This is a genomic window from Pseudomonas caspiana (assembly GCF_002158995.1).
Lineage (GTDB): Bacteria > Pseudomonadota > Gammaproteobacteria > Pseudomonadales > Pseudomonadaceae > Aquipseudomonas > Aquipseudomonas caspiana.
Map to the genome: position 1 here is coordinate 92668 of NZ_LOHF01000005.1, position 22804 is coordinate 115471.

Genomic DNA, 22804 nt, shown 5'->3' on the forward strand with positions numbered 1-22804 from the left:
AATGAAATGCTCAGGCCGTTACCGCTACTCATCCTTGCCGCACTGCTCGCTGGCTGTGCCAGTGAGCCGGAAGCCGAAGAGGTCGTGCGTGAGCCTGCGCTTGTCCAGTTGAGCTGCTATCAGGCCAACTGGCAGGCAGAAACCGTGCCTGTGATCTACAAGCGCGGGGGCGAGGCGGTGCTGGACAAGTACGAGTTCATGCCCAATCTCGGGCCAGTGGGCTGCCGTTAAGGCGCTGTCGTGCAGATGAGTTTGGCAACATCTTGAGCCTGTGGTGGTCATTAAAGGGTGGATAACTTTTCTGGATAAGGAACTTCGCCATGAAAATCGCCGCCCTTGCCTTGATGAGTTGTGTGATATTTGCCGGTTGTAGCGGTTCTGGCCCTCGTGCCAAGACCTGTGAAGTGTTCAGCCCGGCATCCGTAAACGTGCCAACAACCCAGAATACTCAGCGGGTTGAGGCGCAGGCCACGGGTGAACCGGCCGATGATCGGAATCAGGAACAGAACTGCCCCTGAGGGTTGAAGCGACTGGCATTTGCCTTGCTTCCCAGGGCAGGCCAGGAGACGTAATGAAAGGCTTGATTGCCCTTGCGACACTTGCAGTGCTTGGTGGTTGCGCCAGCATGAAGGCTCCACAAACAGACAACACCTGGACCTCTTGGGTTTGCGACAGTAAAGCTCAGGTCCATTGGCGCTATGCCGACAAGGCCAAGACCGAAGTCGATGTACGCTTGAACGAAAGCGATCAGGTCTTCCGGTTGAAAGCCGAGCCTGGTTCGCCATCGCTGTACAGCAATGGCGTGCTGGCTTTCCAGAACAAGGGCGACGAAGGCCTGGTGTACTGGGACGCCACCAATGATTTGATCGGGCGCGGTTGCAAGAAGCGTTAAACAGACTGCACCGATGATCCAGCGCATGGCCTCCGGCTGATGCGTAGAACTTGAATAGCAGCCGCCGCTACGGCAGGTTTGCACGATAACGACCCTACCGGGAGAGAGACAGACAATGGCACTTATCAGCATGCGCCAGATGTTGGACCACGCAGCCGAATTCGGTTATGGCGTCCCAGCTTTCAACGTGAACAACCTGGAACAAATGCGCGCCATTATGGAAGCGGCCGACAAGACCGATTCCCCGGTGATCGTTCAGGCTTCGGCCGGCGCCCGTAAATACGCTGGCGCGCCATTCCTGCGTCACCTGATCCTGGCGGCAGTTGAAGAATTCCCGCATATCCCGGTGGTCATGCACCAGGACCACGGCACCAGCCCTGACATCTGCCAGCGTTCGATCCAGCTGGGCTTCAGCTCGGTGATGATGGACGGCTCGCTGGGTGTCGACGGCAAAACGCCGACCACCTATGAGTACAACGTTGAAGTGACTCGTCGCGTAGTTGCCTTTGCCCACGCCTGTGGCGTTTCGGTTGAGGGTGAGCTGGGTGTTCTGGGCTCGCTGGAAACCGGTATGGCTGGCGAAGAAGATGGCGTTGGCGCTGAAGGCATGCTCGATCACAGCCAGATGCTGACTGATCCTGAAGAAGCCGCTGACTTCGTCAAGAAAACCCAGGTTGACGCACTGGCAATCGCTATCGGCACCAGCCACGGCGCTTACAAGTTCACCAAGCCGCCTACCGGCGACATCCTGGCGATTGATCGCATCAAGGAAATCCACAAGCGCATCCCGAACACTCACCTTGTGATGCACGGTTCGTCTTCGGTCCCGCAAGAGTGGTTGAAAATCATCAACCAGTACGGCGGCGACATCAAAGAAACCTACGGCGTACCGGTTGAAGAGATCGTTGAAGGCATCAAGCACGGCGTACGTAAGGTCAACATCGACACTGACCTGCGTCTGGCGTCCACTGGTGCCATCCGTGAATTCATGGCCAAGAACCCGAGCGAGTTCGACCCTCGTAAGTACCTGGCCAAGACTGTAACGGCAATGCGTGACGTGTGTATCGCTCGTTACGAAGCGTTCGGCACTGCAGGCAATGCGTCGAAGATCAAACCAGTGTCCCTGGACGCGATGTTTGAGCGTTACGCTCGTGGTGAGTTGGATGCCAAGATCAACTGATAACGGTTGATTGAGCATTGAAAAAGCCCGCAGCGATGCGGGCTTTTTTGTGGGTTACTGACAGGTTCGAAGAGGCCTTTGGAAGCAGAGCTTGCTCGCGATGAATGCAGCTGGGTTTAAGTGATAAACCGAGCTGCCTTCCACATTTGGCGGTTCAGTATCAGGCTCTTTGCGGCAGCCCGATGACGCGCCCTATGTATTGTGGCGCTGGCAAGTCCTGTTGGGTCTCGACGATTCCTGCCAGTTCATCCAGCACGGCGTCACTGAAAGGCGCCGAGCGCGGACCGGCCGCCAAGTCAACATGCAACAGCATCTGCTCGCTGGCCGATAGCGGGTCATCGATGCCCGCTTTGTGCAGGCTGTGATAGAGGTGTAGCCGTTTTTTGTCGTGACCGATGACCTGAGTGTGGACTTCTACCGCTTCGCCCAGCTTCACCTCGTTCAGATAATTGATATGACATTCAAGCGTGAACAGCGAGTGACCGCTGGCATCTCGATTGTCGCTGGTGAGACCGATCCGATCCATGAAGGCATCGGTGGCGTAGCTGAAGATCAGCAGATAAAACGCGTCGCGCAAATGGCCGTTGTAGTCCACCCACTCAGGAAGGACGGGGGTTTGGTAGGTAATCAGTTTTGGCATTCGTTGCCCCGCTTTAAAAAGGCTCGCAAGCGTTTGTGGGAGGTTCGCTGTTCAATCACGAGGAGTGCAGCAACACTCAATCGCTAAACGGTATCCCGTGCTTTTCTTTGGTAGCTCGGACAGCCTCCAGTACCGCCAGCAGACAGTCATCGCGATAACGCTCCAGCGCCGCGATGCTTTGGTCCCCGAGCTGATCGCGGGTGCCATCGACTACATCGTCGATCAGCTTTTCGGTCAGTTCCGGAGCGGGCAGGTAAGTCCACGGTAGCTTCAAGGCAGGGCCGAACTGGTTCATGAAGTGACGCATTCCGGCATCGCCTCCAGCCAGCGTGTAGGTCAGGAAGGTGCCCATGAATGACCAGCGCAGCCCGGCACCGAAGCGGATCGCATCGTCGATTTCGCCGGTGGTCGCCACTCCGTCATTGACCAGATGCAACGCCTCGCGCCACAGCGCTTCCAGCAAGCGGTCTGCGATGAATCCGGGGACTTCCTTGCGCACGTGCAAGGGGCGCATGCCCAAAGATTCGTAGACGCTGATGGCAGCCTGAATGGCTTCAGGTGCGGTGTACCTGCCGCCGACCACTTCCACCAATGGCAGGAGATACACCGGGTTGAACGGATGCCCCACCACGCAGCGTTCAGGATGTGTTGCGCTTTCGTAGAACTCGCTGGGCAGGAGCCCGGAAGTGCTTGAGCCGATCAGCGCATCAGGCTTGGCAGCGGCGCTGATCTTCGCGTGAAGCTCGAGTTTCAGGTCGAGCCGTTCAGGAGCGCTTTCCTGGATGAAGTCGGCATCCCGCACGCACTCTTCGATGGTCGTGACGAAACGCAGACGATCCTGAGCTGCGCCGGGCTTCAGGCCTTGCTGCTCCAGTGCGGGCCACGCATTGGCGACCCGTTTGCGCAACGCGGCCTCGGCACCGGGCGCTGGATCCCAAGCGACGACGTCCAGCCCGTGGGCCAAAGCGCGAGCCACCCAGCCGCTGCCGATGACACCGCTGCCCAAAGCAGCGAAAGTTTTGATGTGGGTGATGAAGGTCATGATCAGTCCTGGCATTCGAAAGGAGTTTGTAGGAGTTGCCCGAGGCTGCGGATGGCCGGTTATCGCGGCGACCGTTGCCCGGTCGATCGCAGCCTCCGCAGCGCCTACAGGTGGTTAGCCGCGTTTGCTCAGGCCCATCTTCACGCGGCCTTCCGCAGGGGTTAGCACCCTGGCCCCCAGACGCGTCAGGATTTCACTGGCGCGCTCGACCAATGCCCCATTGCTGGCCAGCACACCGCGATCCAGCCAGATGTTGTCCTCCAGCCCGACCCGCACGTTTCCGCCGAGCAACACGGCTTGCGCCGCCATTGGCATCTGCATGCGGCCGATGCCGAAACCGGCCCACACCGCATCCGCAGGCAGGTTATCGACCATGGCTTTCATCGTGGTGGTGTCTGCCGGTGCGCCCCAAGGGATACCCAGGCACAGCTGGAACAACGGGTTATCCAGCAAGCCCTCTTTGATCATCTGCTTGGCAAACCACAGATGACCGGTGTCGAAAATTTCCAGCTCGGCTTTCACGCCCAGCTCTTGAATGCGCTTCGCACCTGCCCGGAGTTGCGCCGGTGTCGAGACATAAATCGTGTCGCCATCGCCGAAGTTCAGGGTGCCGCAATCCAGCGTGCAGATTTCCGGCAGTAACTCTTCAACGTGGGCAAGGCGGGTCAGCGGGCCAACCAGATCGGTACTGGGACCGAACTCCATTGGCCGTTCGCCCGCGCCGATCTCAAGATCGCCGCCCATGCCAGCGGTGAGGTTGACGATAATGTCGATGTCCGCCTCACGAATACGCTCCATCACCTCGCGATACAGCGCTACATCACGGCTGAATTTGCCCGTTTGCGGATCCCTTACGTGACAGTGCACGACCGTTGCACCAGCCTTGGCTGCTTCGACGGCCGCGTCGGCGATTTGCTTGGGGGTGATCGGGACCAGATGGCTTTTCCCGGTCGTGTCGCCTGCGCCGGTCAGCGCGCAAGTAATGATGACGTCGTGGTTCATGAGGCGGGGTTCCTTACAGGCTTGGTTCGCTTTTGATAATGCAAAGCTACGCAGCCCAAGCCTTGTGGAAGCGCACAGCGGCGACCGGCACTTGCACGGTAGCGACATGGTCTATTGCTGTGTTTATCTAACGGGCGTATTTCAGAAGTGGCGTGAACCAACGTCTTGTTCAGCAGCGAGTCCTGCTTGCTGTACCGACGGGCCGTCCTGAACACATAGACCCCCTGACAACCACCCTCTACAGAAGCGATGACATGCCCCAGGACTTCTACTTCCTGCTGATGCCCGGTTTTTCGGTGATGGGCTTTGTGTCGGCCGTAGAGCCGTTGCGAGTGGCTAACCGTTTTGGCGGCGAGTTGTATCGCTGGCATGTGATGAGCATTGATGGTGGGGCGGTGATCGGCAGCAATGGCATGTCGGTCAACGCCGATGCCGCGCTGGAGCCGCTGAAGAAGGGCGCAACGCTATGGGTGGTGGCGGGGTTTGAGCCTTTGAGGTTTTGCACGCCGAAACTTGAACACTGGCTGCGACGTCTGGACAACGAGGGCGTGACGCTGGGCGCTATCGACTCCGGCAGTTTTGTGCTGGCTCAGGCGGGGCTGCTGGAAAACCATCGGCTGACCATGCACTGGGAAGCGATCGATGCCTTCAAAGAGGCTTGGCCGACCCTGCAAGTGACGCAAGAGCTGTTCGAAATTGATCGGCGTCGCATCACTTCGGCTGGTGGGACTGCGTCCATCGACATGATGCTCGACCTCATCGGTCAGGCCCACGGCCCAGACTTGGCTATCAAGGTTTCCGAGCAGTTCGTGTTGGGCCGCATCCGCCCGCGCAAGGATCACCAGCGCATGCAGATCGCCACGCGCTTCGGCATCAGCAACAAGAAGCTGGTGCAGGTGATTGGCGAAATGGAGCAGCACACAGAGCCGCCTTTAAGCACACTAGAGCTGGCTGAGGGCATTCAGGTAACGCGCCGTCAGCTGGAACGACTGTTCCGCCTGCATCTCAACGATACGCCGAGTAATTTCTACCTTGGTCTGCGCCTGGAGAAAGCGCGGCAGCTGTTACGGCAAAGCGACATGAGCGTGCTGGAAGTGAGTATTGCCTGCGGTTTTGAATCGCCTTCGTATTTCACACGCAGTTATCGGGCACGATTCAGCCAGTGCCCTCGGGAGGATCGGCGGGGATAAGAGGCGAGATGTGGGAGATTCTATGTTGCCCACCTCATCAGGGATGCCTGTGGGAGCAGAGCTTGCTCGCGACAAGAACACTGCGGTTTGGAGTCATGCCGCGTTTTTTCTGCGCGGGCAAGACTCGCTCCACAGGTGAGCGGTTGCAGGCGACCATAGAATCTCCCGCAGGGATGCTTCTCAAACCGACGATACTTCGGTCGTACTTTCGATTCCGCCATCACTCGAAGGCGGTGCGGTAACGATGGATTTCAGATCAACCTGACTCCCGAGCAGCTTGTCGATATCCGGTCTCGGCCGCTGCAGTTCGGGGTGGTTTACAGACGCCCGCTCGATCTGTTCGCCACACGCCAGCAGGTAAGCATCAGCACGGAACGCCCCCACCACTTGCAGACCAAACGGCATGCCGTTGTGATCCACGCCACAGGGCAGCGACAGCGCCGGGTTGGTCGCCAGGGTGACGACGTAGGTCAGGGCGAGCCAGCGGTAATAATTCTCCAGCTGTTTGCCGTTGATGCTTTTCAGATAGAGGTCTTGCCATGGGAAGGGCGATACCGGCGTGGTCGGCGACAGGATCAGGTCGTAGTCTTCGAATAGCGCCTGGAAACGGCGATAGATTCGGGTTTGTTCGGTGGCAGCCCAGGCGCAGTCTTCCAGCGTCATGCGCATGCCCATCTCGTAATTGGCGCGCGGATTTTCACCCAGGGAGGCAGGGTCTCGCAGATAGGCATCACGGGTGCCTGCCACAAAGCTCTCGGCTCTTAACACGTCGAAGCAGCGATCCGTTTCCCCCAGCTCCATCTGGACCTCATCGCAGCTACGAAACAGCGGTCGCAGGGCGGCAATCTTGCGCCGAAACACCTGCCGAATATCGTCATCCACATCGCAGCAGCCGAAGTCTTCGGTGTAGCCGACTCGCAAGGTGCCAAGATCTACATCCGGCAGCGCACGGAACAGGCTGGCATCAACCTCATAGCTCAATGGCTCGCTGACGTGAAACCCAGCTGTGGCCTGCAACTGCAGCAGGGTGTCGGCCACGGTGCGACCCATGGGACCGACCACTGAGATAGGTGTCCAGCCCATCAGACGTCGTTCGCTGGGTACCAGTCCGGGAGAAGGGCGCAAGCCAACCACGCCACATTTGGCGGCGGGGATGCGCAGGGAACCACCAGTGTCCGAGCCGCTGCACAGCGGCAGCATGTCGGTGGCCAGCGCCGCTGCCGAGCCACCGGAAGATCCGCCAGCATTCAGCGCCGGGTTGAACGGGTTGCCCGTTGCGCCCCACACATCATTGCGGGTATTGGCACCAGCACCCATTTCCGGAACGTTGGTTTTACCGGTGACAATCGCCCCGGCGGCTCGCAGCCTCGCAACCAGTGTGTTGTCTTTGGTAGGAATGTTGTTGCGATAGAGCGGTGAGCCGTAGGTGGTCAGCAGGCCAGCAGTCGCTTCCAGATCCTTGATGCCGATCGGCAAGCCGTGCAGCAAGCCAAGCGGTTGGCCTGACAGCACCGCCTGCTCCGCTTCACGAGCCTGTTGCCTTGCCTGATCAAAGCATGTGGCGGTCACCGCATTGACGTAAGGATTGACCTGCTCGATGCGCTGAATGCACGCGTCCATCAATTCCACGGGGGAGATCTGCTTACTGCCAATCAGACGGCGCAACTCAACTGCGGTTTTTTCCACGAGCTCATCAGGACGGCGCATTCGAGATACCTGGCAACAGTGATTGTTGCCCCGAATCTAGAACAGTCCGAGGCTTGCCACAATTTCAAGTTTTCGAATGATTTATTGCTGTTTTGGCATGGGTGGTTTTTTTTATGCGAGACCGCTGCGGGAGCTCGGCTCGAATCACGAAGCCTTTTGGTCTCGCACCATCAGCAACCGTGAGGCTTCGTTGTAATCAGCCTGGAACGCCGGGCTGCCAATCCATTCGATGGCCGCATCTTCGTCTTCGTCGTGGAACATGGCGCGGTAGGTGATCAGCAGGCCCATCATGAAGTCAGTGGCTTGATCTTCATCTTCCTCGGCAATGACCAGCGCGAGAACCGGGTATTGCAGGAACACGGCGCACATTGCCAATTGGCTGATGGACTGCGCTTGCTTCATGGTCTGGAACAGATCGTCGAAGTCGGCGGGGTCAAAGCCGTTCTCCACAATGTCCTTGAAATCGAACGTGCTCAGATCGAGTTCGACGTCATCAAAAGGCTGGTCAACCAGCGGCGAGGCGAAGATCGGGTGTACGACTTTTTTGCCCGGCTTTTGCGAGCGGTTTTGCTTGGCCTTGGCTTTCGCCCGTTGGGCGCGTTTTTGCTGCTTGTCTGGCGAAGCCACCGATGAGTTTCCTGATCTTGAAGTTGAGGTCTAGAGGCGAGCCTTGGGTCGCTCGCATCACAAATAGCGCGTCCACTTTACTGCGACCGTCGTCCCAGTGGAACCCGTGCAATTGGTGGTGCACGTGGATTGCCCTCCGGAAGGGATCTGGCCTGGCACGTAGGTGTCGGGCAGATTGCTGAGGTCTATAAGCGTTGAGCCGCCCCAGGCATTGGCCGGCGTAGCGCCTTGCGCCGCCGCTGTAACATAGCCGTGCACGGTGCTGCTTCCTTCGGTAAGGAACACATCTCCGGCCACGATGCTTCCATAGACTACGCTTGAGGCGCCCAGCGTGATCGCACCTCCGGAAAACACGCCATTCGTGAAACTGCCATCCAGATAACCAACGTTACCCAAGGCATTGGATATCAGCTTGGCGCCAGCCGTGTCGCAGAAGTTGGTCGGGTACATGCCGGCGAAGTCGTTCGTTGAGTCCTTCAGAAACTTGTTGGTGCAGACGACTTTGTAGCCTGCGTAGTTCAGCGCGTACAGGACGTGGGCACCACTGGTGGCGATATTGCCTGTAGCAACGACAGTGTTGTAGTACTCGCCGTTGCTCATTTGCAGATTGCCCTTGAACCACAGTGCACCGGGTGCCAGGTTCTTGCCTGAAACAGTCCATGTGCCGTTGGCGTAAGTGATACATCCGTTGTAAGTCGACTGACCCTGACAAAGCGTGCGAGTGGTTGAGTCAGGAGCAGCAGGCAATGTGCAGTTGTTCGAACTGTCGACGTTTTTGCACAGGAAGTCGTTGTAGCCCCTGCCGTTCTGTTGAGGATAATTGCCCAGGTAATAAATTCCGTTTGTCATCCCGTTGATGTTCTGGACGGTGACCTGTCTTTTTCCGTTCACGTACTCGAATACATAGTTCGAGGCGTCCTTGAAGTCGTAGGCATCAACCTTTGCGGTGTCCTCAAGCTTTGCCGTCAGCGGCGTGAACAACGTCACCGTCACACTGGTTGGAGCGACCACTGCGGTCGTGTTCGGGCATCCGCTGGTGCTCTGGGCTTTGATAGTGCCTTGAGGAAACCAGTACGGGCTGGGGCACGTAACGTTAGCTTTGCTATTGATGCGGTTGATGCTCGGCCAACTGGTAACGGTAACGTCGCCAACCGCATTGGCCTCAGTTGTTGTGCCGTTGCTTATCGCGATGGTTTTGCCTGCATTCAGCGTCCCCAGCGTCCCGCCCGTCGAGGTGGTGATTTTGCCCAGTGCGTTTGCGGAACCTACCGAACCGTTGGTAATTGATATATCGCCATTGGTGTAAAGCGTTCCTTGGGTGCCGCCACTGGCTAAAGTGATGTTGCCCAGGGCCGAGCCTTTCTGGGTGCTGGCTGAACCGTTGAGTGTAAGCGTTCCATTGGCGAACAACTCGTCAACCTGAATACCGCCACCGATGACTATATCGCCGCTGGCCTGCAAGTACTGTAAACCTGTCACGGAGCCGCTCAGGTTGGCATCGCCTTTTACCGAAATCTTCGCGTTAGGATTACCCTTGAAGGTGATCGATCCTGTCAGGTTAAGCGGTTTACCTATCTTGATGATGTCGCTCTGTGTAATCACACCTGCACCTGCAGCCGACGCGAATTTTACGTTGTAGAAAACCTGCAAGGTCGCGGTTGCACCGGCTGCGCCGTTATTGCCTGCTGCCGATGAAATATTGAAGCCGATGAGGCCGGTCGCTTTGACGTAAGGTTCTGAAACGCTGATTGTCAGCCCGTTGATATTGCTCGCCAGGTTACCAGTGAGCGCAACCAAGCGATCTTCACCCTGGGTTTGGCTAGCGATGTCCAGCAAGTAGAGGCGTACCAGCTCAACCCCTTCCCAGGCTTTGGACTCGGCTGGCACCGCCGCGTGGCTGGCCATCTGCTGGTCTTGAGCGCTGCGGATGCCATAAACCATACCCATGGCGGTGACTGTCATCGCCATGCCGGTAAGCAGCATGACGAGCGTCGTCGCCATACCCCGTTGGCATGCTCTGGACTTTAGGCCGGCCTTGGAAATCATGATGCGCTCGGCTTTTCAAGGTTGGGTAGGCATGTGGTGCTTTTGCTTTTGACGTAAGCGGGTTGAGGCTCGCTGCTGTTGATGTCTATCGTGCTCGTGCTGGCGGTCATCATGACTTGCAGACGGTTGACGGCTGCGTCGGCAGTTTTCCCAAACGGCCAGCAGGGTGCGTAGAGCACCGAGAAAAATGCTGCTGGTTGATTCGTTTCAATCAGCGCAGTGCTGGTCCATGTCGTGGTGCCCCACTGCGATACCAGCGAGCAGTTAGTGCCACCTTGCAGGCGCAGAAGGCTTCCTGTTTCTTTGCCGCTATCTTTCTTCATCAGCAACCCGGAACAGATCGCGCTGCCGGTTGCAGTAGGCTTGTAGGTCCAGACCATCGCATTGCCCGTTGCGGGAGCCGTCGAAGTGGCTGCATTAAACGCACGAGGGGTTCCGGTCAGGGTGCCGTTGCTGAGATTTGCATCGTTAAGCAAGATGATCTGCACAGGGTTGGCATCTACCCGAAAACCAGCATTCAACAGTTCACGTTGCGCTGTCAGTACCGCAGCAGCAATCTGACCGTCCTGTCGGGAGTCCTGAATGGACTGCACAGACACGCCAATCAGGTTTTTATATAGCGACAGCAGCGCCAGGATGCTGATCATCGACAGGCTTACGCCCACCAGCAGGCTGACCAGATTGAAGCCGCGTTGTGCTTGTTTCATGTCTCGTCGCCGACACGAATCACGCCACCGAACAACGCGTTGTCGGCCGTTCGCGTCGTTAGCACCACGGTACCCAGGGATGTTCCGCCGGTGATCGTGCGCCCGCCGATGGTCACGGGAGATGCCGCTGTGCAGGCGACATCCAGATTGATGGCATTGGTTTGTGTCGGCAGGGTAATGGTCGCCAGCGAGGCATTGGTGCACAGGGCCTTGCCATTGAGCGCAAGCAAGTTGCGCATCTGACTGACCGCGACGTTTTGCAGCTTCATATCCCGCTGAGTGTTGGTCGCTCGAGAGGAGGCGTAGCTGATACCCAGCCCGATGATCGACATCAGAACGATGCCGATCAGTGATTCCATGAGTATGTCGCCGCGTTCCTTGCGCCCGTTACCGCTAAATGATCGGGACATTGAAGGTGCTCTCGCTGCCTGCTGTTACGTCGATGCTGGACGTGGTGCAGGCATTGCCGCCAAGTACCGGCAAGCCGCGACTATTGAACGCAACACAGGAAACGTCCGAGCCGCTGACCTTGACCCCGACGGAGGCGGGCAGCTGTGCGGTCCAGAGTGGTGTTGCACTCGATGCGCAATCCACAGTTGTGGCCATCTTGAACAGTTTCAGTGTCTGGCCTGAGCGACACAGCGCCGCGGCCGCCACGTCATCACGGGCACCTTCAGGGTTACGCAGAGCAGTGGCCTTGGCGCGGCTGATGCCTTGTTTCAACACCCCGGCCGCCTCTCGCTGCTTGGCGCTATCGCTCCACGCTTTGGTGAACGGCGCGCCGATAGCCAGCAATATGCCGAAGATGGCGATGGTGATCATGAGTTCGATCAGCGTGAAGCCCTTGGCACGCATCATAGCCAGGCGCCGTTGTATGGGCTGCAACTGGCAACAGCTCGCACATTGTCCTGAGTCAGGGTGATGCTGCAGCCATTGACCTTGCCACTCGTGCCCAAGGCTTCCAGCTTGTAGGTGGAGTTGGTCGACGTCACGATCTTGTAGGTGAACGAATCAGACTGGCTCGGCTGCCAGGACGAAGAGGTGCAGCCTGTGCTGCCAGTACTCGCGACACATTTGGTGTCTGCAGTGGTGCTGGACGTCGTGGTGCCGTAAACCAGCTGGCGCTGAAAACGGTTTTCCATGACCAGGCTCAACGCAGCCAGATCTGCCTGAGCGGATTTGATTTTGCTCTTGGTGACATAGCTGTCGTAGGCGGGGAATGCGATGCCGGCCAGAATGCCAACAATGGCTACGGTGATGAGCAACTCGATCAGGGTAAAACCAGAAAACTTGCTCGCGCCTGAAGCACGCATACGGAGGCCGCCAGAGAGAACTAAAGTATTAATGCGATATTACTATGCCATGTCACTTGCCGTGAACTGGCGTGGATCAAAGGCCGGGCGGATCCGATGACCGGTCGTCGTTATTTAAGGCACTTTATTGAGCCAGAATTGCCCTCGCGAGGCGAGTTACACCTGAAGCCTGTTGCTCCAATGGCTAGTGCTGCGCCTTTGAAGGGGGGGCCCTTTTCTCCAGGTCGGTAAACAGAACGGCTTTCACGAGCGACGAAACAATTCCGCATTCCGTAGCGGCTAGAGCCCTGTCGATCCTGTCATCAATTATCACCAGTAGCTCTTGCCCGCTTGAGGATGGGCTGCTCAAGACATCGCCAGCCTTGCGCATCACGCTGCCCGTAGCATTGGCGTTAGGGTTGATTGCGTCGACCAGTAAATTGTCGAGTTGGAAATCAAAGTGATGTTCACGCTGAGACATGCCCCGAACCTTGTGGTTTAGCGTTAGTCTGGCGTTCGGCTTCCATTGGCGCAGCAGCATCGCGACTTCGTCAACCAATGTATTGGCGTCGACCGGTGCGCAGAGCGATTCCCGCTCGTAGTTAATGACGCAAAGAATGCCCTCAAGGTAGCGAGCTATAAGCCTGGAGGCATCATCCTTCGGGCCGGACGCCTTGATTTCTCCTTCGTCACTGATAGCCATCTCAAAAAGCTCAAGCCGGTTACGAATCGATGCCCAGCGACGCTTGTCGCCGACAGCGAGGCCAACTCCAATAAGGTGCGCAAGAGTGTCACCGTTGTCGCTAAGCACCAGCGCATTGCCGTGCTCAACCACGTAAAAAGCAACCGGTTCACCATCTGAGAATGAGAATGGCGTGTCGACCTCGAGCACAGATCCGTGATGCCGTCCCTGAACAGACCTGCATTCAAAACCCAGATTATTCATCAGCCAGTTACATTCCATTATCGTCACCAAATGGGTAGGGCATCGCCGCGTCCAATGCGAGATTCACTCTAGTGCAAAAAAACTCCAGCCAGCCGACGTAGTCTGTGCAGTCCATATCGCTTTGTACAGGCAGGATTTCGGTTTCTCCAAGGTGCTCGTGCGGGCCAAAAAGCCGGGGCGGACCATTGTGTGATCGCTTGGCTCTTGGCACGACTTCCAATTGGTAGATGCGCCGCTTTTTCTGCTTGCTCAGCCGAAACAGTGTGAACGTATATTTGCACCGGTCCGCGGTCAGGCCCACTCGCAAGTGGATTTCAACGGTCAAGCCCGGAATGCTCAGCCCGTCTTCATCGAACGGACGGAACGCTATTACCTTGAACGCAAGGTTGGTCTCCTTCCGTTCAAATGAAAGCTCGCCTGCATAGGATTTGCGCAGCCTGATTAGCTCAATGTCATCCATTTCTTTGATGCTCTGGACCGATATCGATAGTGGGTTGCAGCTTGATCCTCGCTTGGTGAATTGGGCGACGATGAATCTGGCCAGCAGAGTACGGAGCACGACCGGGTTTTGCTGTCAGTCCATTCCGTTTCTAGCGTGTGGCTTTTCCCAATAGGGAGAGGTGGGCTTGAAGGTTTGATGACGTGCGAAGGGGCGGGGTGAAGCAGGAGGGGGGGAGTGAGGCTTTACGATTTGCAGGCTGTGATCCCAGCTATAAAACACTAGGCGGGTTTCTTTATTTTTCGGGCGATGCTGGCACCATCTGAAATCAATTAGTCGTGCCCAGAGGAGCTGAACGGCGGGCATACAGGTCTGGGCGCTGTACTGTGCGCACTACCACTTCACCTTCGACCTCGATAAAAGAAGTATTCGGTAATGCGTTGGGCTACTGTAATTTGCGAAAAAATACACCGACGCACATCTCCAAGGATTGAAATGAAAGCCACATCGCTTGTGTTGTTTGCCTTTGTCCTGCTCTGCGGCTGCACCACGCCGTTAACCTCCGACATGTCCAGCCCGTCGATTGCCGACACCAAAACGGTGGTGTTCGGCGGCAAGACGTTTGTTCTGAAATTCCAAAAGCCGGGCTTGTGGGAGTATTTTCCGGCAGAGGAAAGCATGGATGCCTGGAATGAAATGGTGGACTTTACCGTCGTCCCTCGCGAAATGAACCGCTTCAAACCCCTCGACCTCGCCAAGCGCGCCATCCAGCTTCATCAGCAGGAAAATCCGAACATGCCCGCAGTCCTGCTGACCGACAATAGAACCGGGATCGATTACGCGATGATGTTTTATCCCAATTCTCTGCGTAAAGACGGGCAATTCTCGGAGGTCAGCTATTTCAAGTATTACAAGGATGGCACCACCGGCCAGACCATCATCTTTCACTTCGCCAGGAATATTCCAAAACCGGGCAACCCTTCTGAGAGCGCAGCAGAGATGGGCCAGGAGATACCGCCGCTGATGGAGGCATTCCCGCTTTACCGGCCGTAACGGCGGTAGGGGGGGGGGCAGCACGAATGGATTCGAAAGATGTGATTGCCAGCAAAGCGTTTGTAAATTGCCGTTGTGATGCGAGTGGACTTTTAGAGCGAAGCTGGCCTGCTCGAAACCGGTAGGGCTCTCATACCGTGGAAGAAAAACGCAGCCATAAAAAAACCCGCACTAGGCGGGTTTCTTTATTTTTCAGGTGATGCTTGCACCACCTGAAATCAATTAGTGGTGCCCAGAGACGGAATCGAACCGCCGACACGGGGATTTTCAATCCCCTGCTCTACCGACTGAGCTATCTGGGCAACGGGGCGCATTAGACGTGTTTTTCAGGGGGTCGTCAAGCATGTTTTTAAAAAAATCTGAATTATTACCGTCGCTTACGACCCGCACTGCTTAAAACGCTTTATTTCTCGGGTGGAACGTAGCCTTCGGCTTGTGCGTATTCCTCGCCTGACAGGAACTTGTCCATCTGGGTCTGGAGGAATTTGCGATCTTCGGCATTCATCATGTTCAGACGCTTTTCGTTGATCAGCAGCGTCTGGTGTTTCTGCCAGTCGGCCCAGGCTTTCTGTGACACGTGGTTGAAGATGTCTTCACCTTTTGCGCCGGGGTAAGGGGCGCGTTCCAGGCCTGGCAATTCTTCTTTGTACTTGCGGCACATTACGGTGCGGGTCATGACGACTCTCCTGCGTTTAATACGTCGGCTGCGCGTTTCAGCAGCTTCTTCACCGGGGCAGCAAGGCCCAGGCGCGGCGGGGTGGCGAGGTTATACCAGAGCCAGTCGGCCTCGGCCACGTGATGAGCTGACTCCTCAACCCGGACCAGCCAAGGTTCAATGCTCAGCTGGAAGTGGCTGAAGGTATGGACCAGCCCCGGCAGTTCCTGATGTTGGCCTAGCTCCAGCGAGTGTTGCACTGCCAGATGCTGAAGATCCTCGAAGTCGTCCAGCTCCGGCAGGCTCCACAATCCGCCCCACAGGCCGCTGGAAGGACGGCGATAAAGCAGAATCGCACCGTCGCGGTTGGCAAGCATTGGCATGAGTGTGCGCTTTTGCGGGACTTCTTTGCGTGGCTTGGGCACCGGATAGCGTGTCTCCAGGCCCAATAGATGAGCTTCGCAGCCAGACTCCAGCGGGCAAAGCAGGCAACTGGGTTTGCTTCGTGTGCACAGCGTAGCGCCCAGATCCATCATTGCCTGGGTGTAGTTGTTGACTCTGGCATGTGGCGTAAAGCGCTCTGCGGTGGCCCATAGCTGTTTTGCGACCTTCGGCTCACCCGGATAACCTTCTTGTGCCGTAAAGCGCGCCAGAACGCGTTTTACGTTGCCGTCGAGGATCGGCGCGCGCAGGCCCATGCTCAAACTGGCGATAGCCCCGGCAGTCGAGAGGCCGATGCCGGGCAACAGAATGAGTTTTTCGACATCGCGAGGGAATTCACCGTCGTGATCGGCGACCACGATTTTTGCGGTTTTCTGCAGGTTGCGCGCCCGGGTGTAGTACCCCAGCCCGGTCCATAGATGCAGTACTTCGTCTTCAGGCGCTTCGGCCAATGCCTGAACAGTGGGCAGCGCTTCCATGAAGCGGTCAAAGTAATTCAGTACGGTGCTGACCTGGGTTTGCTGCAGCATGATTTCCGACACCCAGACCCGGTATGGCGTGATGCCTTGCTGCCAGGGCAGGTTATGTCGCCCGTGGCGGTCGTACCAATCAAGCACAGCGCTGGAGAATTGCTCGGGTTGCATTGCTGATCCGGTTTGATGAGTAATCCAGGTCTTCGCCTGTTCAGGGTAGGAGCGCGCTTGCCCGCGATTGCGTCAGGTCAGGCGACAATGTGTCGCCTGATAGGTTGAATCGCGGGCAAGCGCGCTCCGACAGGTGTTGTGTTTAGCGTTTGAAGAGGCCGCGCAGGGCGTCTTTCAATTCAGGGCTGACTTTATCGCCGAGCTTTTCCTCAATCTTCTCGCCGATCTTGTCGCCTGCCATTTTCGCGGCGATCTGGCCGAGGCCTTCCTTGTCGAGACGGCAAGCCTTGGCGCCCAGCTCCAGTGGGCCGCGGCACTGAACAGGCCACTCGATACCGACATAGCGCGGGTTAACCTCGCAGGCCGGGTCGGGCATTTCAGTCTTGTCGCCTTCGATGATGACGCCGACGTGATAATTCATGCCCAGCACCCGCAGGTCCACATCGCCATTGCCGTTGACGGTCAGGCCAGGGATTTGCACTTTGAGGTCCGGGTTGCTGGCCACGCCGTTGCGGAACACCAGATTGCCGTTGAGCTGCCGGAAAGGCGTGTCCTTGCCGCGAGGCTCACCACTGAGTGTCTTGCGGTTGAGAATCGAGATGCCCTGGCAAAGCTGCTGCTCAAGGTTGGCATTAACCAGCACACCGTTGGTGAGCATAAAGCTGGCCGTACCGTTCAGGCTGTCGATCAGCGCCTTTTCGCTGTCGCCCTTGCCGGTCAGATTGCTGTTGAGGGTCAGCAAGCCTCTGACGGGCGGGTTTTGATCCTGGCTTTGCAGGAAGCGCTCGACCGGGACCTTGTCGACTCGCGTTTGCAGGTTCAGCAGTGGCACGTCCGGGCGTACATCAAGGTTGCCTTTGACGTCGAAATTGCCGCCGTAGAGATCACCGCGCAGGCTGTCGACTTTGACTACGCCGTCCAGGGCTTGAGTCTTCAGTACGGCGTTCTGTATTTGCAGCTTCTCGACAGTCAATGCGCCGAAGCTGACGTCAGCGTCGACATCAAGTTTACGCATGCGCTCCAGAGGCAGCAGTTTGGCGGTGCTCCAGGCGGCTTTGGTCGGCTGCTCCGGCAGCGGCGTAGTGCCTGCGCCGGCCACGGCGGCGGCTTCGCTGTTCTGCACTTCAGATTTGCGTGCCGCGCTCGCGCCTTTTTTCTCCTCGCTTTCGGCAGGGCGATAGCGATCAGCGTTGAAGGTGTCGTTCTTGAGTTGCAGGCGCAGGGCCTGTTTGGCGAAGTCTTCCACGGCGACACGACCGGTGAAGGTGCTGTCGTCGACTTTCAGATTCAATTCTTCAAATGCCACGCTGTTCGGCGTGCCGCTGATGCGGGTGATCATTCCGACCTGGCTCAGGCTACCTTCGGCCATGGCCGGGAGCGAATGGCCAACGCTGTCGAGGAAGGTCCGCAGGTCGAACGGAGCAACGGACAATGCGCCGCTGATTTGCGGGGTTTTGTCCAGGTCGCGCGCGCGGAACTCACCCAAAGCACGTAGCTGGTTTGCAGACAGCTTCATGTTGGTCCATTCGGCAACGTTCGCTGCCAGATCTACCAACAACTGACCTTGTGCAGCGAAGGTCACGGTCTTGCCCTGCAATGGCTCACCCGATGCTTCGCCGGACAAACGCATGTCGCCAAACTGATAACGCTTGAGGGCACGATCCAGGCGCAGTTGCCCCACCAGTTCGGTCTTGGCGCGCATGACGGGCTGGGTGGTGCCGAGGAATGCAGTCAGTTTGATCGGGATGTCGGCGCCTTCATGAACGGCACCGGTGCTGAGCTGGATGCTCTCGGCGGTGAAGGACTGACCTTTGCGCGCATCGACGTAATCCACCCGAGCGTTGTTCACGGTGAGGCTGTCGATATCCAGTTTGATCGGCTGCGATGGCTTGTCCGGTTTCGCTGCCGGAGTCTGTTCGCCATCGGCTGGAGGCGTGGTGGTGGCTACGTCAGGGGTAGCCGGTTTACCGATGTCTTCCCAGTTGCCATGACCGTTTTCATCGCGGCTCAGGCTGAGGTTGAGGCCTTCGACCCGGACATCACTCATCTGTACTTCGCGACGCAGCAGCGGCAGTACGCGAACGGACAGACCCAGCATCTGCAGATCGGCAAAAGGCTTGGTCGGATTGTTCAGGGTCGCGACGCTGGCTTCGTGCAATTCAAGACCGAGCCAGGGGAACAGGCTCCAGCCGATGTCACCGTTGAGGGTCAGTTCAACGTGCGCCTTGTCACGGGCCAGTTGGCGAATCTCGTCTTTATAGTCGTTGGGATCAAACAGATGGGTCAGGGCAAAGCCGAGAGCCACGATGATCAGCAACAGCCCGAGAACAAAAAGTCCCAGGATTTTGCCGAACGCTTTCATGGGCGAGTCCTTGTAGTCGAACGTTCAAAATTTGCCCGCGAGTATAACCTCCTCACGCAGGTGCAGGGTTTTGGATGCCTCAAGCCTGGCCTTGTTCAGCTTTTGCGGCTGCTTTGACCTGCAATGGCACCTGGAGTTTGGCCGCGAGGGCCTGGACTTCGGGAGGTTCGGCGGTTGCCAGCAAGCGTAGCTCGCAACCTGCCTGACGCGCCGACTTTTGCGCTTGTCGGATCAGTTGTTCGGCCAGGCCCCTGCGGCGTGTGGCTTTGCGAACGCATAAATGAGACAGCTCCCACACCGAGTCATGACGTTGAAGGCGTGCGGCACCGAGTAATCGGTCATTGAGGTGTGCGACCAGGAGAGTGCCGTCTTCAAGGCAGTTATCGACCAGTTCCAACGCATCGCCGAAAGGTGTGAGCAGCCAGCGAGGGGCGTCGCGATAAATTTTCTGCAAATCGCCCTGAGCCTGGTAGGTAGCCGACTGAAGATATTCAACAACGATAGGCATGGAATGTCCTCTTGCGACGGGTGGCACGGGAGATTGTGCCCTAAAAACAGGAGTCGGACCGATGGCGTCAAAAAAAGTGATGTCAAAACGCCTTTTTTTAATTGACAGATGATAATCTCGCGCCGTTCGCTAATCCGGTGCGTCGATTTGTCACGTAATCGGGAACTCTGCCGATAAAACGGTCGTTGCCTACGTGCACGGAGGCTGTGGGTGGAACGTAGACACCTTGTGAGCTTCTTTTTCTGGGGAAATAACAATGAGTACAAGCACTGCGTTGGGCGGTTCACCCGCACAGCCTGCGTTCTTGTCCAAAGAACGCATCATCGCCAAGCCTGGTTTTAACCGCTGGCTGGTACCACCTGCAGCATTGGCTATCCACCTGTGCATCGGCATGGCGTATGGCTTCTCTGTGTTTTGGCTGCCGTTGTCCAAGGCAGTTGGCATCAAGGCTCCAGTAGCCTGCGCGCCTGACATGAGCTTCTTCGCACAGATCTTCTCGTCTGCCTGCGACTGGCCCATTTCCATGCTGGGCTGGATCTACACCCTGTTCTTCATCTTCCTGGGCTGCTCGGCTGCCATCTGGGGTGGCTGGCTGGAACACGCAGGCCCGCGCAAGGCCGGTGTTGTATCGGCACTGTGCTGGTGTGGCGGTCTGCTGATATCTGCGTTGGGGATTTATACCCACCAGATATGGCTGATGTGGGTCGGCTCCGGTGTGATCGGCGGTATCGGTCTCGGGCTGGGTTACATCTCGCCGGTCTCGACCCTGATCAAGTGGTTCCCGGACAAGCGCGGTATGGCTACCGGCATGGCGATCATGGGCTTCGGTGGCGGCGCGATGGTGGGTGCTCCACTGGCCGCAGCGCTGATGAACCATTTCGCTTCGCCTGAAGGCGTGGGCGTCTGGCAGAGCTTCGTGGTGATGGCGGTGATTTACTTCATCTTCATGATCGGTGGCGCACTGTCCTACCGCGTTCCGCCAACCGGCTGGAAACCAGAAGGCTGGACCGCTCCGGTCAAGAAAGCCAGCAACGCGATGATCACCAACCGTCACGTGCACGTGAGCGTGGCCTGGAAAACGCCTCAGTTCCGTCTGGTATGGCTGGTGCTGTGCCTTAACGTTTCGGCTGGTATCGGTATTCTTGGCATGGCTTCGCCACTGCTGCAGGAAGTCTTCGCCGGTAAGCTGCTGGGCCTCGACCTGGCGTTCAACCAGCTTGACGCTGCTCAGTTGGGCCAGATCGCTGCTATCGCTGCGGGCTTCACCGGCCTGTTGAGTCTGTTCAACATCGGTGGTCGCTTCTTCTGGGCTTCGTTCTCGGACTACCTGGGTCGTAAAAACACTTACTTCGTGTTCTTCGCCTTGGGCTTCCTGCTCTACGCGCTGGTGCCAAGCCTGAGCCACATGGGTAGCGTTGCACTGTTCGTAGCCGCGTTCTGCGTAATCCTGTCGATGTACGGCGGTGGTTTCGCAACGGTTCCGGCTTACCTGGCTGACCTGTTCGGTACACAAATGGTTGGTGCGATCCACGGTCGCTTGCTGACTGCCTGGGCTGCTGCGGGCATCCTCGGTCCGGTTCTGGTCAACTACTTGCGTGAATATCAGCTGAGCCACGGCGTTGCCCGTGCCGACGCTTACGATATGACCTTGTACATCCTGTCCGGTCTGCTGGTGCTGGGCTTCATCTGTAACCTGCTGGTTCGTCCGGTGGCCGACAAGTACTTCATGACTGAAGAAGAGCTGGCCGTCGAGCAATCCTACGGTATGGACAAAGGCGCGGATCACACCACTGTTCTTGAGTGGAAAGCCGATCCGGGCAGCAAGCCACTGGCTATCGCCGCCTGGCTGGCAGTAGGCATCCCGCTGGCGTGGGGCGTCTGGATCACTCTGCAGAAGACTGCGGTGTTGTTCCACTAAGCCGCTGTAGAGGCTAGCAACCCAAGCCTCAAGTTGGAACGCTGTATGGTGGGAGCCGGGCTTGCCCGCGATGAGGTCGACGCGATTCACTTTAGATCGCGCTCAGCCTTATCGCGGGCAAGCCCAGCTCCCACATTCTCCCGATTTATTCGCACCAAAAAGCAGCATCCCTCCGTAATTCGTCGTCTTCTCGCTTTCCCTTCTTCTGTTTGCTTCATGCCAGCCGGTTCTGGGCCTATAATGCTCGCCTTTTTCGCCCAATGATTTTGCGGAGCTGGTGATGGCCGAACGTAAGGCGTACGTCGAGCGTAATACTCTGGAAACCCAGATCAACGCGTCGATTAACCTGGATGGCACCGGAAAGGCCCGATTTGATATCGGCGTGCCTTTTCTTGAGCACATGCTCGACCAGATCGCCCGTCACGGGCTGATCGATCTGGATATCAACTGTAAAGGCGACCTTGAGATCGACGATCACCATACGGTGGAAGACGTCGGTATCACCTTGGGTCAGGCTTTCAGCAAGGCTATCGGCGACAAGAAAGGCATCCGTCGTTACGGTCACGCCTATGTGCCGCTCGATGAAGCGCTGTCGCGTGTGGTCATCGATTTCTCGGGTCGTCCGGGCCTGCAAATGCATGTGCCGTACACCCGCGCCGTTGTTGGCGGCTTTGACGTTGACCTGTTCCAGGAGTTTTTCCAGGGCTTCGTTAACCACGCCAACGTGACGCTGCACATCGACAACCTGCGTGGCACCAACACTCACCACCAGATCGAAACCGTCTTCAAAGCGTTCGGTCGTGCACTGCGCATGGCGGTTGAGCTGGATGATCGTATGGCCGGGCAAATGCCTTCTACCAAGGGTGTGCTCTGATGCAGACAGTCGCGGTCATCGATTACGGCATGGGCAACCTGCACTCTGTTGCCAAGGCGCTTGAGCACGTTGGCGCTGGCCGCGTGCACATCACCAGCGATGCCAATGTGATTCGTGAAGCCGATCGCGTGGTGTTCCCCGGAGTAGGTGCGATTCGTGACTGCATGGCTGAAATTCGCCGCCTGGGCTTTGATTCGCTGGTGCGTGAAGTCAGTCAGGACCGCCCGTTTCTCGGTATTTGTGTCGGTATGCAAGCGTTGCTCGACAGCAGCGAAGAGAACGGTGGCGTTGACTGCATCGGCATGTTCCCCGGCCAGGTGAAGTTCTTCGGCAAGGATCTGCATGAAGATGGCGCGCATTTGAAAGTGCCGCACATGGGCTGGAACGAGGTGGCGCAGGCAGTGGATCACCCGCTGTGGCACAGCATTCCGGACATGGCGCGTTTCTACTTCGTGCACAGCTTCTACATTGATGCGGCCAATCAGCGTCAGGTTGTCGGTCGCGGTCACTACGGCGTCGATTTCGCCGCTGCGCTTGCTGATGGTTCGCGCTTTGCCGTGCAGTTTCACCCGGAGAAGAGCCATACCCATGGCCTGCAATTGCTGCAGAACTTCGCCGCGTGGGACGGTCGCTGGTAGT

General features: G+C 57.4%; 25 protein-coding genes and 1 tRNA gene. 9 read left to right on the forward strand and 17 right to left on the reverse strand.

Going from position 1 to position 22804, the window contains the following annotated elements; translation table 11 throughout:
- Window positions 1-6: 6 nt before the first annotated feature.
- The 4 genes from AUC60_RS08600 to fba all read left to right on the forward strand — a co-directional run bounded on the left by AUC60_RS08600 (window position 7) and on the right by fba (window position 2072).
- On the forward strand, window positions 7-231 hold the full coding sequence (locus tag AUC60_RS08600) for a hypothetical protein (protein ID WP_087265783.1): 225 nt from the start codon (window positions 7-9) through the stop codon (window positions 229-231).
- An 89-nt stretch (window positions 232-320) separates the two neighbouring features.
- A complete protein-coding gene (locus tag AUC60_RS08605; protein WP_087265785.1) occupies window positions 321-518 on the forward strand; it encodes a hypothetical protein in 198 nt (65 codons plus the stop codon).
- A 53-nt stretch (window positions 519-571) separates the two neighbouring features.
- On the forward strand, window positions 572-892 hold the full coding sequence (locus tag AUC60_RS08610; protein WP_087265787.1) for an MliC family protein: 321 nt from the start codon (window positions 572-574) through the stop codon (window positions 890-892).
- Window positions 893-1007: 115 nt separating this feature from the next.
- A complete protein-coding gene (fba, locus tag AUC60_RS08615) occupies window positions 1008-2072 on the forward strand; it encodes a class II fructose-bisphosphate aldolase (RefSeq protein ID WP_087265789.1) in 1065 nt (354 codons plus the stop codon).
- 160 nt (window positions 2073-2232) lie between these two features.
- Here fba and AUC60_RS08620 read toward each other — a convergent pair whose 3' ends face one another.
- The 3 genes from AUC60_RS08620 to cdhC all read right to left on the reverse strand — a co-directional run bounded on the left by AUC60_RS08620 (window position 2233) and on the right by cdhC (window position 4756).
- Window positions 2233-2712, reverse strand: coding sequence for a thioesterase family protein (locus tag AUC60_RS08620; protein ID WP_087265791.1), 480 nt, complete (start codon window positions 2710-2712; stop codon window positions 2233-2235).
- A gap of 76 nt (window positions 2713-2788) precedes the next feature.
- Window positions 2789-3754 (reverse strand): L-carnitine dehydrogenase, encoded by a 966-nt coding sequence (locus tag AUC60_RS08625; RefSeq protein ID WP_087265793.1) that lies wholly within the window; start codon window positions 3752-3754, stop codon window positions 2789-2791.
- Window positions 3755-3868: 114 nt separating this feature from the next.
- Window positions 3869-4756: a 3-dehydrocarnitine:acetyl-CoA trimethylamine transferase CdhC gene (gene cdhC, locus AUC60_RS08630; RefSeq protein ID WP_087265795.1), complete on the reverse strand. Its 888-nt coding sequence runs from the start codon at window positions 4754-4756 to the stop codon at window positions 3869-3871.
- A 254-nt stretch (window positions 4757-5010) separates the two neighbouring features.
- Between cdhC and AUC60_RS08635 the strand changes: the two genes are divergently transcribed.
- The gene (locus AUC60_RS08635) at window positions 5011-5946 is read left to right on the forward strand and encodes a GlxA family transcriptional regulator (protein WP_087265797.1); all 936 of its coding nucleotides are present in this window, start codon (window positions 5011-5013) and stop codon (window positions 5944-5946) included.
- Window positions 5947-6126: 180 nt separating this feature from the next.
- Here AUC60_RS08635 and AUC60_RS08640 read toward each other — a convergent pair whose 3' ends face one another.
- The 9 genes from AUC60_RS08640 to AUC60_RS08680 form a co-directional block, all read right to left on the reverse strand.
- Entirely contained in the window at window positions 6127-7653 is a 1527-nt protein-coding gene (locus tag AUC60_RS08640; protein ID WP_087265799.1) for an amidase, read from the reverse strand.
- 144 nt (window positions 7654-7797) lie between these two features.
- The gene (locus AUC60_RS08645; RefSeq protein WP_087265801.1) at window positions 7798-8280 is read right to left on the reverse strand and encodes a hypothetical protein; all 483 of its coding nucleotides are present in this window, start codon (window positions 8278-8280) and stop codon (window positions 7798-7800) included.
- Window positions 8281-8337: 57 nt separating this feature from the next.
- A complete protein-coding gene (locus tag AUC60_RS08650; protein WP_087265803.1) occupies window positions 8338-10263 on the reverse strand; it encodes a hypothetical protein in 1926 nt (641 codons plus the stop codon).
- 59 nt (window positions 10264-10322) lie between these two features.
- The gene (locus AUC60_RS08655) at window positions 10323-11033 is read right to left on the reverse strand and encodes a PilW family protein (RefSeq protein WP_087265805.1); all 711 of its coding nucleotides are present in this window, start codon (window positions 11031-11033) and stop codon (window positions 10323-10325) included.
- Window positions 11030-11443: a hypothetical protein gene (locus tag AUC60_RS08660; RefSeq protein ID WP_087265807.1), complete on the reverse strand. Its 414-nt coding sequence runs from the start codon at window positions 11441-11443 to the stop codon at window positions 11030-11032. Before AUC60_RS08660 ends, AUC60_RS08655 begins: the two co-directional genes overlap by 4 nt.
- Window positions 11427-11891 (reverse strand): pilus assembly FimT family protein, encoded by a 465-nt coding sequence (locus tag AUC60_RS08665; protein WP_238599541.1) that lies wholly within the window; start codon window positions 11889-11891, stop codon window positions 11427-11429. Before AUC60_RS08665 ends, AUC60_RS08660 begins: the two co-directional genes overlap by 17 nt.
- Window positions 11888-12346 (reverse strand): type IV pilin protein, encoded by a 459-nt coding sequence (locus tag AUC60_RS08670; protein ID WP_087265811.1) that lies wholly within the window; start codon window positions 12344-12346, stop codon window positions 11888-11890. The genes AUC60_RS08665 and AUC60_RS08670 overlap by 4 nt, the downstream gene beginning before the upstream one ends.
- 184 nt (window positions 12347-12530) lie before the next feature.
- Complete coding sequence (locus tag AUC60_RS08675; protein ID WP_158099106.1) at window positions 12531-13271, reverse strand: DUF1828 domain-containing protein; 741 nt, start codon at window positions 13269-13271, stop codon at window positions 12531-12533.
- A gap of 7 nt (window positions 13272-13278) precedes the next feature.
- Complete coding sequence (locus tag AUC60_RS08680) at window positions 13279-13731, reverse strand: hypothetical protein (RefSeq protein WP_087265815.1); 453 nt, start codon at window positions 13729-13731, stop codon at window positions 13279-13281.
- 474 nt (window positions 13732-14205) lie between these two features.
- On the opposite strand from AUC60_RS08680, the gene AUC60_RS08685 reads away from it, so the two are divergent.
- The gene (locus tag AUC60_RS08685) at window positions 14206-14763 is read left to right on the forward strand and encodes a hypothetical protein (RefSeq protein WP_087265817.1); all 558 of its coding nucleotides are present in this window, start codon (window positions 14206-14208) and stop codon (window positions 14761-14763) included.
- A gap of 226 nt (window positions 14764-14989) precedes the next feature.
- On the opposite strand, the gene AUC60_RS08690 is transcribed toward AUC60_RS08685, so the two are convergent.
- From AUC60_RS08690 to AUC60_RS08710, 5 genes are all read right to left on the reverse strand, one after another.
- A tRNA-Phe gene (locus tag AUC60_RS08690) sits at window positions 14990-15065 on the reverse strand.
- Between the two features lie 101 nt (window positions 15066-15166).
- Entirely contained in the window at window positions 15167-15439 is a 273-nt protein-coding gene (locus AUC60_RS08695) for an oxidative damage protection protein (protein WP_027901312.1), read from the reverse strand.
- The gene (gene mutY, locus AUC60_RS08700; RefSeq protein WP_087265819.1) at window positions 15436-16503 is read right to left on the reverse strand and encodes an A/G-specific adenine glycosylase; all 1068 of its coding nucleotides are present in this window, start codon (window positions 16501-16503) and stop codon (window positions 15436-15438) included. Before mutY ends, AUC60_RS08695 begins: the two co-directional genes overlap by 4 nt.
- Window positions 16504-16645: 142 nt before the next feature.
- Complete coding sequence (locus tag AUC60_RS08705) at window positions 16646-18865, reverse strand: AsmA family protein (RefSeq protein ID WP_087265821.1); 2220 nt, start codon at window positions 18863-18865, stop codon at window positions 16646-16648.
- Window positions 18866-18944: 79 nt separating this feature from the next.
- The gene (locus tag AUC60_RS08710; RefSeq protein ID WP_087265823.1) at window positions 18945-19373 is read right to left on the reverse strand and encodes an acetyl-CoA sensor PanZ family protein; all 429 of its coding nucleotides are present in this window, start codon (window positions 19371-19373) and stop codon (window positions 18945-18947) included.
- Window positions 19374-19629: 256 nt separating this feature from the next.
- On the opposite strand from AUC60_RS08710, the gene AUC60_RS08715 reads away from it, so the two are divergent.
- From AUC60_RS08715 to hisH, 3 genes are all read left to right on the forward strand, one after another.
- Window positions 19630-21291 (forward strand): OFA family MFS transporter, encoded by a 1662-nt coding sequence (locus tag AUC60_RS08715; RefSeq protein WP_087265825.1) that lies wholly within the window; start codon window positions 19630-19632, stop codon window positions 21289-21291.
- 280 nt (window positions 21292-21571) lie between these two features.
- Window positions 21572-22165, forward strand: a complete 594-nt coding sequence (gene hisB, locus AUC60_RS08720; RefSeq protein ID WP_027898918.1) for an imidazoleglycerol-phosphate dehydratase HisB — start codon at window positions 21572-21574, stop codon at window positions 22163-22165.
- Window positions 22165-22803, forward strand: coding sequence for an imidazole glycerol phosphate synthase subunit HisH (gene hisH, locus AUC60_RS08725; RefSeq protein WP_027898919.1), 639 nt, complete (start codon window positions 22165-22167; stop codon window positions 22801-22803). The genes hisB and hisH overlap by 1 nt, the downstream gene beginning before the upstream one ends.
- The last annotated feature ends 1 nt before the right edge of the window (window position 22804 follow it).

Excerpts from the sequence above, each read along its gene's own strand:
- AUC60_RS08600 (WP_087265783.1), top strand. The coding sequence starts at position 7 with ATGCTCAGGCCGTTACCGCTACTCATCCTTGCCGCACTGCTCGCTGGC.
- AUC60_RS08605 (WP_087265785.1), top strand. The coding sequence starts at position 321 with ATGAAAATCGCCGCCCTTGCCTTGATGAGTTGTGTGATATTTGCCGGT.
- AUC60_RS08610 (WP_087265787.1), top strand. The coding sequence starts at position 572 with ATGAAAGGCTTGATTGCCCTTGCGACACTTGCAGTGCTTGGTGGTTGC.
- fba (WP_087265789.1), top strand. The coding sequence starts at position 1,008 with ATGGCACTTATCAGCATGCGCCAGATGTTGGACCACGCAGCCGAATTC.
- AUC60_RS08620 (WP_087265791.1), bottom strand. The coding sequence starts at position 2,712 with ATGCCAAAACTGATTACCTACCAAACCCCCGTCCTTCCTGAGTGGGTG.
- AUC60_RS08625 (WP_087265793.1), bottom strand. The coding sequence starts at position 3,754 with ATGACCTTCATCACCCACATCAAAACTTTCGCTGCTTTGGGCAGCGGT.
- cdhC (WP_087265795.1), bottom strand. The coding sequence starts at position 4,756 with ATGAACCACGACGTCATCATTACTTGCGCGCTGACCGGCGCAGGCGAC.
- AUC60_RS08635 (WP_087265797.1), top strand. The coding sequence starts at position 5,011 with ATGCCCCAGGACTTCTACTTCCTGCTGATGCCCGGTTTTTCGGTGATG.
- AUC60_RS08640 (WP_087265799.1), bottom strand. The coding sequence starts at position 7,653 with ATGCGCCGTCCTGATGAGCTCGTGGAAAAAACCGCAGTTGAGTTGCGC.
- AUC60_RS08650 (WP_087265803.1), bottom strand. The coding sequence starts at position 10,263 with ATGCTGCTTACCGGCATGGCGATGACAGTCACCGCCATGGGTATGGTT.
- AUC60_RS08655 (WP_087265805.1), bottom strand. The coding sequence starts at position 11,033 with ATGAAACAAGCACAACGCGGCTTCAATCTGGTCAGCCTGCTGGTGGGC.
- AUC60_RS08660 (WP_087265807.1), bottom strand. The coding sequence starts at position 11,443 with ATGTCCCGATCATTTAGCGGTAACGGGCGCAAGGAACGCGGCGACATA.
- AUC60_RS08665 (WP_238599541.1), bottom strand. The coding sequence starts at position 11,891 with ATGATGCGTGCCAAGGGCTTCACGCTGATCGAACTCATGATCACCATC.
- AUC60_RS08670 (WP_087265811.1), bottom strand. The coding sequence starts at position 12,346 with ATGCGTGCTTCAGGCGCGAGCAAGTTTTCTGGTTTTACCCTGATCGAG.
- AUC60_RS08675 (WP_158099106.1), bottom strand. The coding sequence starts at position 13,271 with ATGAATAATCTGGGTTTTGAATGCAGGTCTGTTCAGGGACGGCATCAC.
- AUC60_RS08680 (WP_087265815.1), bottom strand. The coding sequence starts at position 13,731 with ATGGATGACATTGAGCTAATCAGGCTGCGCAAATCCTATGCAGGCGAG.
- AUC60_RS08685 (WP_087265817.1), top strand. The coding sequence starts at position 14,206 with ATGAAAGCCACATCGCTTGTGTTGTTTGCCTTTGTCCTGCTCTGCGGC.
- AUC60_RS08695 (WP_027901312.1), bottom strand. The coding sequence starts at position 15,439 with ATGACCCGCACCGTAATGTGCCGCAAGTACAAAGAAGAATTGCCAGGC.
- mutY (WP_087265819.1), bottom strand. The coding sequence starts at position 16,503 with ATGCAACCCGAGCAATTCTCCAGCGCTGTGCTTGATTGGTACGACCGC.
- AUC60_RS08705 (WP_087265821.1), bottom strand. The coding sequence starts at position 18,865 with ATGAAAGCGTTCGGCAAAATCCTGGGACTTTTTGTTCTCGGGCTGTTG.
- AUC60_RS08710 (WP_087265823.1), bottom strand. The coding sequence starts at position 19,373 with ATGCCTATCGTTGTTGAATATCTTCAGTCGGCTACCTACCAGGCTCAG.
- AUC60_RS08715 (WP_087265825.1), top strand. The coding sequence starts at position 19,630 with ATGAGTACAAGCACTGCGTTGGGCGGTTCACCCGCACAGCCTGCGTTC.
- hisB (WP_027898918.1), top strand. The coding sequence starts at position 21,572 with ATGGCCGAACGTAAGGCGTACGTCGAGCGTAATACTCTGGAAACCCAG.
- hisH (WP_027898919.1), top strand. The coding sequence starts at position 22,165 with ATGCAGACAGTCGCGGTCATCGATTACGGCATGGGCAACCTGCACTCT.